The organism is Palleronia pontilimi, from assembly GCF_016412875.1.
In the GTDB taxonomy this organism is placed as follows: Bacteria; Pseudomonadota; Alphaproteobacteria; order Rhodobacterales; family Rhodobacteraceae; genus Palleronia; species Palleronia pontilimi.
Genome location: NZ_JAEKPD010000024.1, coordinates 20,067 through 33,204 on the forward strand (window position 1 = coordinate 20,067; position 13,138 = coordinate 33,204).

Below are 13,138 nucleotides of genomic sequence, written 5' to 3' on the forward strand. Positions count from 1 at the left end.
TCGCCCGGAGAAACCCTCGCGGGCGATTTTGATTTCCCCAACATCGCCGACCCCGATCTGATCGCTGGCCATTCGCCCGCGCGCATCGGCGTGTCCGCCTGTCAGAGAGCCCCCATGGACCTCGCTTTTGCGCCAAGCCAGATCGAAACCTGGCCGCTTGACCGCCTGCGCCCCTATGCCCGCAATGCCAAAATTCACGGCACCGATCAGGTGGCCAAGATCGCGGCGAGCATGGCGAAATTCGGCTGGACCGTGCCCTGCATGGTGGCCGACGATGGCGAGCTGATCGCGGGGCATGGGCGGGTGCTGGCGGCGACCATGTTGGGGCTGACGGATGTACCTGTCATCCGCCTCGGCCATCTCGATGAGGCCGAGCGACGGGCCTACCGCATCGCCGACAACAAACTAACTGAGTTGGGCGACTGGGACGAAGCCGTGCTACGCGATGAAATCGCCGGGTTACTGGCTGAGGATTTCGACCTGTCGCTCCTCGGGATCACCGATGAGGATCTGGACGCCCTGCTGCGCGATCCGGATCAGGTCGAAGGCGAGGCGGTCGAGGGCGAAGATGATATTCCCGAACCGCCGGTCACGCCGGTGTCGGTGGCGGGCGACCTCTGGCAGTTGGGATCGCACCGGCTGATTTGCGGCGACAGCACGTCTGCCGATGTGGTTGATCGGCTTCTGGGCGATGTTCGTCCGCTGCTGATGGTGACTGATCCACCCTACGGCGTGGAATATGACCCAAGCTGGCGCAACCAGGCGGGGGCGGCCAAGACCAAACGCACCGGAAAGGTCCTGAATGATGACCGTGCCGACTGGCGCGAGGCTTGGGCGCTGTTCCCCGGCGACGTCGTCTATGTCTGGCATGGTGCGCTGCATGCCACGACCGTGGCCGAGAGCCTGGTAGCGGCGGGCTTCGCAGTCCGCTCGCAGATCATCTGGGCCAAGGACCGCCTCGTTCTCAGCCGAGGCGACTATCACTGGCAACATGAACCCTGCTGGTATGCGGTCAAGAAGACCGGCAAGGGCCACTGGGCGGGCGACCGCAAACAGACCACCCTCTGGCACATATCCGGCAAGGATCAGGATGCGGCCACCGTCCACGGCACCCAGAAGCCGGTCGAGTGCATGCGCCGCCCGATCCTGAACAATTCGAGCCCGGGTCAGGCCGTCTTTGAACCGTTCATGGGATCCGGCACCACGCTGATCGCGGCCGAAACGACCGGGCGGGTGTGCTTCGGGATCGAGTTGAACCCGGCCTATGCCGATGTAGCCATCGAGCGCTGGCAGCAATTCACCGGTGCCAATGCCGTGCTGGCCGACACGGGTGAGACCTTCGCCGACTTGAAGGCAAAGAGGCTGGCGGCATGAATATGCCAACCGTGCCGCAACGGATCGAGTATTGGCCGCTGAAGTTCAGACGGTCAGGAGGCGTTCAAACGATGTACAGTGCCGCGTCCGTCGACCTTTTCGGAGGTGATCGGCAGGCCCAGCTTCTTCTTCAGCGCCCCCGCGATCATGCCCCTCGCGCTATGAGCTTGCCAACCGGTTGCAGCGACAATCTCGGCGATAGTAGCGCCTTCGGGACGCTGCAGAAGGGTGATGATCTGCGCCTGTTTGGTCCCGGCGCGCGGTGTCGGCCGTTTGGGCGCTGGTGGTTGGGCGGCGTGTGTGCGGATCGCAGCCATGGTCTTGACCACGACAGGCTCCAGCCCGGTGGCGAGCAACCCAGCGTCGGTGGCGACCAGCGTGGTGCCATGACCATCGCCGGTCTCGCGCCAGAGCGGCTCGCCCTTGCGCAGGTCGGCGTCGACCTCCTCGAGCCAGCCGCGTCCGATCATCATGGTGATGACCTTTTTCGCGGCGGCACCATGCAGCCCCTTGGGCAGTGGCATTGCGAGATTATCAGCGCGCTGGGCGGCCGCGCTGAGGATGATGGTTTGCGTGTCGGTGAGTTTGGGCATCTGAGCCTCCGGCCTGATCGGGTAGCGCGAGATTGCGCAACCTTCTACCGGGGCAAGCCCGCCGCATTGGCGGGCCGCGTTATAGCGCGTAGTCGGTTTATTCGGCGTGCTCGCCCTCGCCAAAGGCGCTGTCGGTGAGGCGCTTGAGCAGCCCGGCGTAGTGCTCAAGGGTGCCGACCATCGCCCAGCCAACCTCGTCAGGATGGCAGTTGAAATGATCGTCGCTGAGCGTCTGCAGGCGAGTGAGCATCTCATCGATCTCGGCCTTCTTGGCCGTAAAAGCGTTCAGGGCGGCTTCGCGGTTGCGCCGGGCCTTCTCGGCGCGCAGCTGGTGGCGGGGTGTGGTGATCGGGTTGAGGCGTGTCATGGCGTGGCTCCGTTGGGTGAGTTGCATCGTTTTCATGTCATCACAATCGCTCTGTTGCGCCGATCATCGTAGACAATTCCAAGCAATATCAGTGCTTTCTGATTACACTGGGGGCTTCAAATCAGCTGCAGATCGGCCAGCACGGCGCTGGCAGCGGCCAGCTGCGTGGTCGGCAATTCGATCTTGATGTGCGAGATCACGTCCGAGGCTTCGGCGGTGATCCCGTCATCGCGCAGCGCGACCTCGATGGCCTCGGCGACGGCGTCGGGGCGCAAGCGGTCGAACTGGTGGGGCAGCGCGTCATGATCGATGCGGATTGTGGTGATGGCGGTCATGGGCGTGTCTCCGGTCCGAGGTGATTTCTTGATCCGAGAATCGCTCGACGGGCGAGTGTAATCAACTGAATAAGATCACTATTTTCGTTTAAATCCAATATCTTGAGGGCAATCCAATCGCCATGGAAGGTATGTCCGAACGCGAGTATTCCGCCCATTCCGGCCTGTCGCGCGGGGCAATCCAGAAGGCGCGCAAGGCCGGTCGGCTGGTGGTTTATAGCGATGGCTCGATCAACGCCGCCGCGTCAGACGTGCGCTGGGCCGACATGACTGACCCTGACCAGCAGCGGCGCAGCACCGGCGGCGATGCCAGCTTCTCGGGCCCCGCGGACAGCTCGTCCTACCTGAAAGCCCGCACCGCGCTGACCGTCTATCAGGCACAGGAGCGCCAGCTGGCAATCCAGAAGAAGAAGGGCGTTCTGGTTGATCGGGCGCGCGCCGAGACGCTGGTGTTTCGCCTTGCCCGGCAGGAACGGGACGTCTGGGTCACATGGCCCAGCCGGGTGGCGGCACTGATGGCGGCCGAAGTTGCCGCCGAGGTGGAAAGGCAATCCGGTGGACCGGTGATGATCGAGGCCGCGATCCTGCAGAGGGTGCTGGAAACCCATGTCAGAGCGCAACTCGACGCCCTCGCCGATCTCCGGGTCAGCCTCGGACAGTGACAACACGGCAAGCGACGACCTGACGGCAGACCTCGATCTCGCCTTTGACGGGGCCGAGGATATGCTGCGGGCCTGGCGTCGCGGCATGCGGCCCGATCCGGACCTGACGGTGTCGGAATGGGCGGATCAGCACCGCAAACTGTCTTCTCGGGCTTCGGCCGAACCGGGGCAATACCGCACCACGCGGACGCCTTACTTGCGCGAGATCATGGATGCGCTGTCGCCGCGGCACCCGGCACAACGGATCAGCTTCATGAAGGCCGCGCAGGTTGGGGCGACGGAGGCGGGCAACAACTGGGTCGGCTTTGTGATCCACCATGCGCCGGGACCGATGCTGGCGGTACTGCCGACGGTGGAAATGGCGAAACGGACCTCGCGCGGGCGGATCGACCCCTTGATCGCGGAAAGCCCGGCGCTGCGGGAACGGGTAAACCCGGCCCGGTCGCGCGACGCGGGCAACTCGATGCTGTCCAAGGAGTTTCCGGGCGGCATCCTAGTACTGACTGGTGCAAACTCCGCCACCGGCCTGCGGTCCATGCCTGCCCGCTACATCTTTCTGGACGAGGTCGACGCCTATCCGGCCTCCGCCGACGAGGAAGGCGATCCGGTCACCTTGGCCGAAGCGCGGACCACCACCTTCTCGCACCGGCGCAAGGTGTTCATGGTCTCGACCCCGACCATCCGGGGCATCAGCCGCATCGAGCGCGAGTTCGATGCATCGGACCAGCGCCGCTATTTCGTGCCCTGTCCGCATTGCGGGGCGATGCAGTGGCTGCAGTTTGAACGCCTGCGCTGGGATAAAGGTCGGCCCGATACCGCAGCCTATCATTGCGAGAGCTGCGAGCAGCCGATCGCAGAACATCACAAGACGCAGATGCTGGAAAAAGGCGAATGGAGGTCAACTGCGGTGTCCGCCGATCCGCACTCCATCGGCTTCCACCTCTCAGCACTCTATTCGCCGCTGGGCTGGAAAAGCTGGCAGCAGATCGCGCGGGACTGGCTGGCGGCGCAAGGCTCGGAGGAGATGCTGCGCGCGGCCCGCAACACCCTGCTGGGCGAGACATGGGTCGAGTCTGGCGATGCGCCGGAATGGCAGCGGCTGGCCGAACGACGCGAGGCGTATGGTGCCGTGCAGATCCCCATGGGCGGGCTGTTCCTGACGGCTGGCGTTGATGTGCAGAAAGACCGGATCGAGGTTGACGTCTGGGCCTGGGGGCGTGGCTTGGAAAGTTGGCTAGTCGATCACATCGTCATTGCCGGTGGTCCGGATGATCCCGCCTGCTGGGACAAGCTTACGGCCCTACTCGGTCGGACGTGGGTCTGCGCCAACGGGGCGGTGATGGTGATCGGAAAGCTGGCCATCGACACCGGATATGAGGCCGCCGCCGTTTATGCCTGGGCGCGGGCGCAGGGGTTCGATCAGGTCGCTCCCGTCAAAGGTCTGGAAGGCTTCAACCGGGCGACGCCGGTGTCGGGCCCGACCTTCGTCGACGCCACCATCGGCGGCAAACGTCTGCGCCGGGGCGCGCGGCTATGGTCGGTGGCCACAGCGACGTTCAAGACCGAGACTTATCGCTACCTGCGGCTGGAGCGGCCCTCGGATGAAGACCGTTCGCTGGGCGTTTGTGATGCGCCCGGCACGGTGCACCTGCCCTCCTGGATCGACACCGAATGGCTGAAGCAGCTGGTGGCGGAACAGCTGGTCACGGTGCGCAACAAGCGCGGCTATGCCCATCCCGAATGGCAAAAGATGCGGGAGAGGAACGAGGCGCTGGACTGTCGGGTCTATGCCCGCGCTGCCGCATGGATCATGGGCGCGGATCGCTGGGACGAGGCGACATGGCGGCGGCTTGAAGAACAGGCCGGGGTCGAGACCAAGCCCCCAATGCCGGTAACAAATCCTGCGGCACCAGAATCTCTGACCCCGCCCAAGGCCGGAACATTGACCACGCCGCGGCGGAAACGCCGGGCTTACACACCGAACTTCATGAGGGATTGAGATGGATCTGGAACGGATGCGCGCGCTGCTGGCCGCACTGCAAGAGGCCCGCTACGCGGGCGTCCGCTCGGTGAGCTATGACGGCAAGAGCATCACCTATGGCTCGGATGCCGAACTTGCGAATGCCATTGCCGATCTGGAAACCCGGATCGCCACCGCCACCACAGGTGCACCGCGTCGCAGGCACTGGGGTACCGTCGCCTCAAAAGGTTTGTGAGCCATGGCGTTTGAGGCCTTCCGCCAGCGCATCGGGTCGATCATCGGAGGCTTCGATGCCGCGCAGGCACATCGACGCCTGCGTGGTTTCCGGGCCAGCCGCGCCCATGTGAACACGCTGATCGCGGCCTCGGGCGACACCATCACTGCCCGGGCCCGCTGGCTGGTCCGTAACAACGGTTATGCGGCGAACGCGGTGGAAAGCTTCGCCAGTAATGTCGTTGGCGATGGCATCAAACCCTCGTCGACCATCGCGGATGCGGCCAAGAAGGAAAAACTCCAGGCGCTGTGGCTTGCCTGGACCGACGATGCCGACGCGGAAGGCCTGACCGATTTCTATGGTCTCCAACGCCGGGCAGCGCGCGAAGTGTATCTGTCGGGCGAGGTCTTCATCCGCATCCGGCCGCGCCGGGCGGAAGACGGCCTGACCGTGCCGCTGCAATTGCAGATGCTGCCTGCGGAAATGCTGCCCCTCGACATGAACCGCACCCTGCCCGGTGCCGGGCTGATCCGGCAGGGGATCGAGTTTGACGGCATTGGCCGCCGCGTTGCCTATCACTTCCTACGTCGCCATCCCGGCGATCTGACCGATCCGGGGCTGGCAGGCGAGACGGTACGCGTGCCCGCGGGGGACGTGATCCACGTCCTCGACCCGGTCGAGGCTGGGCAGTTGCGCGGCGTGTCCCGGTTTGCCGCTGCCATCGTGAAGCTGTTCACGCTGGACCTCTATGACGATGCGGAACTGGAGCGGAAGAAAATCGCGGCGATGTTCGCGATGTTCATCACCTCGCCCGCGCCCGAAACCCCGCTGGAACCGACCGAAGAGGATCTGGAGGTTGAGCCCGGCCAGGTGGTGAGGCTGGACCCGGGTGAAGATGTCTCGACGCCTGCCACCCCGGACTCTGGCGGCACCTACGAGCCGTTCCAGTACCGCACCCTGCTGCAGATCGCTGCGGCCTTGGGCATCCCATATGGTTATCTGACCGGCGATACCGCCAAGGGCAACTTCTCCAACACCCGCATCTCGCTGATTGAATTCCGCCGTCGCATCTCGGCTTGGCAGCATGGCGTGCTGGTGTTCCAGCTGTGCCGCGCGGTCTGGGTGCGCTGGATGGACACCGCTGTGCTGTCAGGCGCGCTGGATCTGCCCGGCTATGACAGCCAGCGGCGGCAGTGTCAGGCCTGCGCATGGTTGCCGACCAAATGGGACTGGATCGATCCGATGAAGGACGCCTCGGCCGAGATCCTGCAGATCGAAGCGGGTCTGAAATCCCGCACCCAAGCCCTCTCAGAGCGTGGCTATGACGCCGAACAGGTTGATCGCGAGATCGCCGCTGAGCGCAAACGTGAGCTGGCGCTGGGCCTCGACTTCCGGCGTCCGGGATCGCCTGCGCAGGGGCCGGGCGAAGGTGGGGTGAAAGACACGGATCAAGACAGCGCGAAGAACGACGCGGCCGACGATAGCGGCGACGAGAAACCCGACCCCAAGGAGGGGACATGATGCACCACGCCCAGATCGCCCAGCGCGCCTTCAACACGCCACTGATGGTTGATCCCGCCAAGGCGCTGGCGTTCCTGTCCGGGCTGGGACCGCGGATCACCGGGCAGGAAATCACCTTTCAAGGTGTCGATCTGCCCTCTGGGGATGTCGAACACGCTGCCGTCACTGCCCGGCCCTCACTGTTCGGTGATGACCTCGCCCAGCGCCATCGGCGCAACGGCAACCAACCCTTTGCCATCATCGACGGCATTGCCGTGATCGAAATCGCCGGAACGCTGGTGCATCGCGGGGCGTGGATCGGGCAATCCTCGGGGCTGACGTCTTACGAGGGGATCGCCGCGCAATTGCAGGCGGCATCGGCCGACCCTGCCGTGAGCGGTATTGCCCTCGATATCGACAGCTTCGGTGGCGAGGTCGCCGGGGCCTTTGATCTGGCCGACCGCATCCGGGCCGCACGCGCGCAAAAGCCTGTCCATGCCTTCGTCGCCGAACATGCGCTGTCCGCTGGCTACGTTCTGGCCAGCCAGGCGGACTGGATCGTCCTGCCGCGCACCGGGGGCGTTGGCAGCATCGGGGTCGTGGCGCTGCACACCGACATGAGTGGGGCGCTGGATCAGAAAGGCATCGCCGTCACGCTGGTCCATGTCGGATCGCACAAGATCGACGCGAACCCGTATCAGCCTTTGCCCGAGGCCATACACAATCAGATGCAGCGTGAGCTGGAGGTGGTCCGTTTCCTCTTCGCCGAAACCGTCGCGGCCGGTCGCGGGGATCGGCTAACACAGGCGGCGGCGCTGGCCACGGAGGCAGCCGTCTTCCGCGGTGCCGATGCCATCGCGGCAGGTCTGGCTGACGAAATCGCCGATCCCGTCACCGCCTTCCACGCCTTCGCCGCCACGCCACGTGGCTCCAATCCCACCAGTAGAAAGGGTCCACAGATGACGACCACGCCCACCGACACTCCCAACCCGGCCGCAACTGCCATTCCCCCCGATGAAGCCGCCGCCCCGACCACTACCGAACCGCAGGTCGCTGCCGCCACGCCTGCAACGGACGCTCCGGCACCTGCCGCGCCGACACCAGAAGCAGCAGCCATGACCGCCGAGGCCATTCGTGCTGAGGCCGCCGAGGTGGCGCAGGTCTGTGCGCAAGCTGCCCGGCTCGGTGTGACCATCGATGCCGCCGACGCAGTCACGCGTGGCATTAAACCCGAGGCTCTGCGCGCCCGCGTACTGGCCGACCTTGCTGCCCGCGGCGATGCTGCTGCCATCGTCGCCACCGCTCCAGCGGCGGCGGCCGCAAAAGACAGCCCGATCATCGCGGCGGCGAAGAAAACCGCGACTGACCTCAAGCGCTGAACCAGCGCCCCAATCCCCAACATCATGGAGACTGACCAATGCCCGTCCTGACGGAACAGCCCATCATGGGCGATGTCCTCAAATATGAGGTCAACCCGAACTACACCCGTGAAGTGATCACGCTGCTGCAAGGCATGCCTTATCCGGTCGGCTCGGTGCTCGGCCAAATCACCGCCAGCGGCAAGTACAAGCTGGCGACCGCTACTGGCTCGGATGGTGCGCAGACCGCCAGCGCCGTTCTGCTCTACGCAGTTGATGCCACGCTGGCGGACGCTACTGGCATTGTCGTGGTCCGTGGCCCCTCGATCGTCTCGCGCGCAGGCCTCGCCTATGACGCCACCGTCGATGACGGCACCAAGATCACCGCCAAGATCGCCCAACTTGCTGCCGTCGGGATCATCGCCCGCGACGGCGTCTGACGCCCTTTCCCCCTTCATCCCCCGGAGCACCCTATGACCCTTGTCCGCAATCCCTTTGACGCTGGCGGCTATTCGCTGGCCGAGATGACGCAGGCCATCAACATCCTGCCCAACCTCTACACCCGCCTCGGCCAGATCGGCCTCTTCCGCTTCGAGGGCGTCAGCCAGCGGTCGGTGATCATCGAGCAATACGAGGGCGTGCTGAACCTGCTGCCCTCCGTGCCACTGGGCGGCCCCGCCACCGTCGGCACCCGTGAGGGGCGGTCGATGCGGTCCTTCGCCCTGCCATGGATCCCGCATGATGACGTCATCTTGCCGGGCGACATTCAGGGCCAGCCCGCGCTGGGCGTCTTCGATGGGGCCGACCCGCTGGTCGAGGTGATGAACCGCAAGCTGCAGCTGATGCGCCGCAAGCACGCCCAGACCCGCGAATACATGGAGATGAACGCGCTCCGCGGTATCGTGAAGGACGGCGCGGGGACCACCCTTTACAACTACTTCACCGAGTTTGGCCTCGCGCAAATCTCGGTCGACTTCGTCCTCGGCACCGCTGGCACCAACGTGCAGGGCAAGGTGCGCGAGGTCTTGCGCGCCATTGAGGACAATCTGCTGGGCGAAAGCATGTCGGACGTGCATGCCCTCGTAAGCCGGGAATTCTTCGACAAGCTGATCGCACATCCCAAAACCGAGGAAGCCTACAAGTTCTACGCCGCAACCGGCGCGCAGCCCTCGCGCCAGGATGTCCGCCGCAACTTCCCCTTCGCGGGCGTCGTGTTTGAGGAATATTCTGGCACAGTCACGCTTTCCACCAAGGCGACCGAACGGCTGGTCCCCGCCAGCGAAGGCATCGCCTTCCCGATGGGCACCATGGACACGTTCACCACCTATGGCGGCCCAGCGAACCTCTTGGAGGCGGCGAACACCCTCGGCCTGCCGCTCTACGCCCGCCAGCATCTCGACGAGAAAGGCCGCTGGATCGACCTGATGACCGAGGCTTCGATCTTGCCGGTCAACAAGCGGCCCCGCATCGCGATCCGCCTGCACACGTCGAACTGACGGGCACTCCCCATGACCGTCTTCGCCGCTGCCATGGATCGCATCTATGCCAACTCGTCTATGGCGGTGGCCGCGCTCTGGATTTCCGCCACCACCTCGGAGGAACGCCCGATCCGGGTGATCCGCCGCGCCCCGGATCGCATCACCGAATTCGGCGCTGGGCGCTTGGTCAGCGACACCATGATGGTGGACGTGCGCGTGTACGATCTGCCAGACCCTCGCCCCGGCGATCTGATCGTGATCGGCGCGGACAGCTTCACCGTTCAGGGGGAACCGATCCGTGACCGCGAACGCCTGATCTGGTCGCTGGACCTGCGGCCATCATGAAATTGAGGCCCGATATAGATCCTGATCTCGTCACGTCGATGGCCGCCAAGGTGCCAGCGTGATCAGCTATTTGAACCGCTTCATCGCACTTTGGAATGACTCCGAGAGGCTGTCCCATGCCTGCTCGAAGCCTTTGCGCATATCGCCCCAGGCGGCGTCGGACGCCTGCTGCGCCTCCTTCATCTTCGCCTCGGCCTCGTCGCGCTGCTTGCGCATTTCCGCAAGCTGCTTCTCGTATTTGATCTTCGCATCGGCCTCCGCTTCCCTGGCGTTTGCCTGCATCTTGTCGATCTCTGCGTTCCACTTGTCGATATTCGCCTTGGCCTTCTCCACATACGCGTCACGATCAATCATCGTCTTCCTCCCCGGTACTGAAGTTGAAATGAACCCGCATCATAGCCGGAAAATGAGGTCTGTGGAAATTTGAAGCTGAAACTCGACATTGATCCCGACCTCGTTGCCATGATGGCTGCCGAGATCAGTGCAGGGGAAAAGGCTGTCAGTGCTGCAATTTGCGAGGCCGGAACCGGGCTGAAATCCGACTGGCGGGCACAGATCACTGGCGCAGGACTCGGGCGGCGGCTGGCGAATTCGATCCGGCTCGCCACCTACCCTAAGGCCGGGGACAGCCTGAACGCCGCGGCTCTGGTCTGGTCGAAGGCACCGGAGATCATTGGCTCGCACGACACAGGCCCACTGATCCGCTCAAAGGATGGATTCTGGCTTGCAATTCCGCTGCCCGCCGCAGGTAAGTCTACCCGCGGTGGCCGGATCACCCCCGGTGAATGGGAACGGCGGCGCGGTTTGCGTCTGCGGTTTGTCTATCGCCGGACGGGCCCGAGCCTGCTGGTGGCGGAGGGACGGCTGAATACCAATGGTCAGGCAGTAGTGTCGCGCTCGAAGACCGGGCGCGGCAAGGTCACCGCGCCGATCTTCCTGTTGGTCCGGCAGGTGAAGTTGCCAAAGCGGCTGGACCTGGCGCGGGATGCAGACCGGGCGTTGGGCAGCGTCCCGGGGCTGATCGTTGCGAACTGGCTGGAGCAAAGACGATTTTTATAGAGGTCCAAAGCAGCATTACCCATCGATCATCAATCTGCTAATCTTTCAGTTGAATTAGTACTGGAACTTGGATGGCGGAGTATGGCTAACGAACTGTTCTCGATCGCTTGGGGCGCGCGCACATGAGCCGCCGGGACGCACTAGTTTCGGGCGCCGTTCTGGCAGTCGCCGCATGGACCGCAGCCCTTGGAGAGTTCTTTTACAGTTCAGGTCGTGCGGAGATGATCGAACTTGCTACCGCGGGCGTGTTGCTCGACGCTCAACGATCAGACGCTAAACTTCTCATAGATAACTTTTGGGACGGATCGAGCGAAAACACGTTTCGACTAGCGGACGCGAGAATGGCAACGAGCTACTGCGCTTATCCGTTCGACCGCGAAGTTGGGGCTCTTGCCGCGTCGCTCATAGGCAGCAGCAATGAAATGCTCGTCGAGATTGCAACTGGTCCGGGATCATCTGTGGATATTCTCGCCCAGGCAGCTGAACATCCCTCTGGACATGACGACGGCTCGAGCGGCGAATCCTGCCGCGATTGGATCAGAGGAAGCTCGCCACCATGGGCTTCTACCATACCTGTTGGGCATCAATGTTTCGCCGGAAACTCTTTTCGTGGTCACAATCACTCCGAAAGTGGTGAGTTTGATTTTGCTAATTCGACCCAATCGGAAACTTGGGGAGAGCACGAGTATTGCTGGCTTGCAATGAGAGCGGACCTATACTTTGAAGCCTCAGAAGACCAAGTCACGTCGCTGATTAACTTTGTTGGCCAAGACATATTTGGACTTCAAGACCAAGGCGATCCGCTACCGCTCGATCAGTCCTTGGTTTTTGCAACCGGAGTAGCCTCACTATACGATCAAGCTGGAATGTCTCGATATCCCGGGTCGGATCACGAGCGCTGGGAAGCATTCTCTGAGAGTTCGGATGGATCGCTTGTTCGACTAGGTAATTCTAGTGAGATTGCAGCGAAGCTGTGGCGTATGGCCCGGCCTTTCGAACTTCAAGGCTTGTCTCCGCGGGAATTGCTTGCGCAACTTCAGGCAACTCCGGAACGCCAGTATGATGTACCGATCATTGGCGCTACGCTACGGGCGTCATATGCACTGGCCGCGATCTTACTTCTTGCTGTATTTCCGCTGACTTTCCTCTCAAACTTCGATCGAGGTGAGGTTCGCGATTGGTTTTCGGTCGGGTTCCCCGCTTCGGTTCTTCTTGCCGGCGCAATGCACCTAACGGTGGCGGGGGCGAGCTGGTCGGGAACCGTCGTTGGAATTGCGCTCACCTTTGGCACTGTTCTCTGCGCAATTCGACTGCGCGGCTTGCTGCGGCAAGCCAGCTAGAAGCAGTTACCACAAGTAACATTTGACCTCGAAACGAGGCCAACTTGCGTCTGCTTACATGAAGCTTTGACCAGAACTGACAATCGAGATGCCCACCCTTCACGAAACCATCCTCGCCGCGCTGCATGGGCGGCTGCAGCCGCTTGCCGCCCTTGTTCTGCGCGATGAAGTTCTACCCGAGCGTATCCCGGCGGCGGGGCTGATCATCCTGCGCGACGGCCAGCCGGGCGAGCCTGAAGTCACGCTGTCGCCCTTGCGCTATCACTACCAGCATAGGGCGGAGCTGGAGGTTGTCGTCCAGGCCGGGACCGGCCGGGCCAGCGCCTTCGATGACCTGATCGCCGCCGTTGGCACAGCGCTGGAGACAGACCGCACACTGGACGGGAACTGCGACTGGATTGAACCCGAAGCCCCGGCTTCGGTTGATCTGCCCATCGAGGGCGCGGCGGCGCTGAAGGCCGCGGTGATCACCGTTGCGCTGCACTACACCACAACCGGCCCTCTGGCCTGAAACCCCGACAACCAGGAGAAA

At 63.3% G+C, this 13,138-nt stretch carries 16 protein-coding genes; 12 read left to right on the plus strand and 4 right to left on the minus strand.

Annotated features, from left to right (window positions below):
- Positions 1-114 precede the first annotated feature (114 nt).
- Positions 115-1,374 carry a site-specific DNA-methyltransferase gene (locus tag ILP92_RS16770; protein ID WP_198917567.1) on the plus strand — a complete coding sequence of 420 codons (1,260 nt, stop codon included), beginning with the start codon at positions 115-117 and terminating at the stop codon, positions 1,372-1,374.
- A 53-nt stretch (positions 1,375-1,427) separates the two neighbouring features.
- Here ILP92_RS16770 and ILP92_RS16775 read toward each other — a convergent pair whose 3' ends face one another.
- From ILP92_RS16775 to ILP92_RS16785, 3 genes are all read right to left on the minus strand, one after another.
- Positions 1,428-1,967, minus strand: coding sequence for a DUF3489 domain-containing protein (locus tag ILP92_RS16775; RefSeq protein WP_198917568.1), 540 nt, complete (start codon positions 1,965-1,967; stop codon positions 1,428-1,430).
- A gap of 97 nt (positions 1,968-2,064) precedes the next feature.
- Complete coding sequence (locus tag ILP92_RS16780; RefSeq protein WP_198917569.1) at positions 2,065-2,334, minus strand: hypothetical protein; 270 nt, start codon at positions 2,332-2,334, stop codon at positions 2,065-2,067.
- 116 nt (positions 2,335-2,450) lie between these two features.
- On the minus strand, positions 2,451-2,669 hold the full coding sequence (locus ILP92_RS16785; protein ID WP_198917570.1) for a hypothetical protein: 219 nt from the start codon (positions 2,667-2,669) through the stop codon (positions 2,451-2,453).
- A gap of 122 nt (positions 2,670-2,791) precedes the next feature.
- On the opposite strand from ILP92_RS16785, the gene ILP92_RS16790 reads away from it, so the two are divergent.
- The 8 genes from ILP92_RS16790 to ILP92_RS16825 are packed head-to-tail and all read left to right on the plus strand — an operon-like array spanning position 2,792 to position 10,207.
- Positions 2,792-3,331, plus strand: a complete 540-nt coding sequence (locus tag ILP92_RS16790; protein ID WP_198917571.1) for a hypothetical protein — start codon at positions 2,792-2,794, stop codon at positions 3,329-3,331.
- A complete protein-coding gene (locus ILP92_RS16795) occupies positions 3,276-5,330 on the plus strand; it encodes a phage terminase large subunit family protein (RefSeq protein ID WP_198917572.1) in 2,055 nt (684 codons plus the stop codon). Before ILP92_RS16790 ends, ILP92_RS16795 begins: the two co-directional genes overlap by 56 nt.
- Position 5,331: 1 nt before the next feature.
- Entirely contained in the window at positions 5,332-5,547 is a 216-nt protein-coding gene (locus tag ILP92_RS16800; RefSeq protein ID WP_198917573.1) for a phage head-tail joining protein, read from the plus strand.
- 3 nt (positions 5,548-5,550) lie between these two features.
- The gene (locus ILP92_RS16805; protein WP_198917574.1) at positions 5,551-7,047 is read left to right on the plus strand and encodes a phage portal protein; all 1,497 of its coding nucleotides are present in this window, start codon (positions 5,551-5,553) and stop codon (positions 7,045-7,047) included.
- Complete coding sequence (locus ILP92_RS16810) at positions 7,047-8,405, plus strand: S49 family peptidase (protein ID WP_198917598.1); 1,359 nt, start codon at positions 7,047-7,049, stop codon at positions 8,403-8,405. Before ILP92_RS16805 ends, ILP92_RS16810 begins: the two co-directional genes overlap by 1 nt.
- Before the next feature lie 38 nt (positions 8,406-8,443).
- A complete protein-coding gene (locus ILP92_RS16815; RefSeq protein WP_198917575.1) occupies positions 8,444-8,824 on the plus strand; it encodes a head decoration protein in 381 nt (126 codons plus the stop codon).
- Positions 8,825-8,857: 33 nt separating this feature from the next.
- On the plus strand, positions 8,858-9,880 hold the full coding sequence (locus ILP92_RS16820) for a major capsid protein (RefSeq protein WP_198917576.1): 1,023 nt from the start codon (positions 8,858-8,860) through the stop codon (positions 9,878-9,880).
- 12 nt (positions 9,881-9,892) lie between these two features.
- Positions 9,893-10,207 (plus strand): head-tail joining protein, encoded by a 315-nt coding sequence (locus ILP92_RS16825; protein ID WP_198917577.1) that lies wholly within the window; start codon positions 9,893-9,895, stop codon positions 10,205-10,207.
- Positions 10,208-10,273: 66 nt separating this feature from the next.
- On the opposite strand, the gene ILP92_RS16830 is transcribed toward ILP92_RS16825, so the two are convergent.
- Positions 10,274-10,561, minus strand: a complete 288-nt coding sequence (locus ILP92_RS16830) for a sll1863 family stress response protein (RefSeq protein WP_198917578.1) — start codon at positions 10,559-10,561, stop codon at positions 10,274-10,276.
- A 69-nt stretch (positions 10,562-10,630) separates the two neighbouring features.
- Here ILP92_RS16830 and ILP92_RS16835 point away from each other — a divergent pair, with 69 nt between their 5' ends.
- From ILP92_RS16835 to ILP92_RS16845, 3 genes are all read left to right on the plus strand, one after another.
- A complete protein-coding gene (locus tag ILP92_RS16835; protein ID WP_198917579.1) occupies positions 10,631-11,266 on the plus strand; it encodes a DUF6441 family protein in 636 nt (211 codons plus the stop codon).
- 221 nt (positions 11,267-11,487) lie between these two features.
- Entirely contained in the window at positions 11,488-12,606 is a 1,119-nt protein-coding gene (locus ILP92_RS16840; RefSeq protein ID WP_198917580.1) for a hypothetical protein, read from the plus strand.
- Positions 12,607-12,694: 88 nt separating this feature from the next.
- Entirely contained in the window at positions 12,695-13,117 is a 423-nt protein-coding gene (locus ILP92_RS16845; RefSeq protein WP_198917581.1) for an acyl-CoA transferase, read from the plus strand.
- The last annotated feature ends 21 nt before the right edge of the window (positions 13,118-13,138 follow it).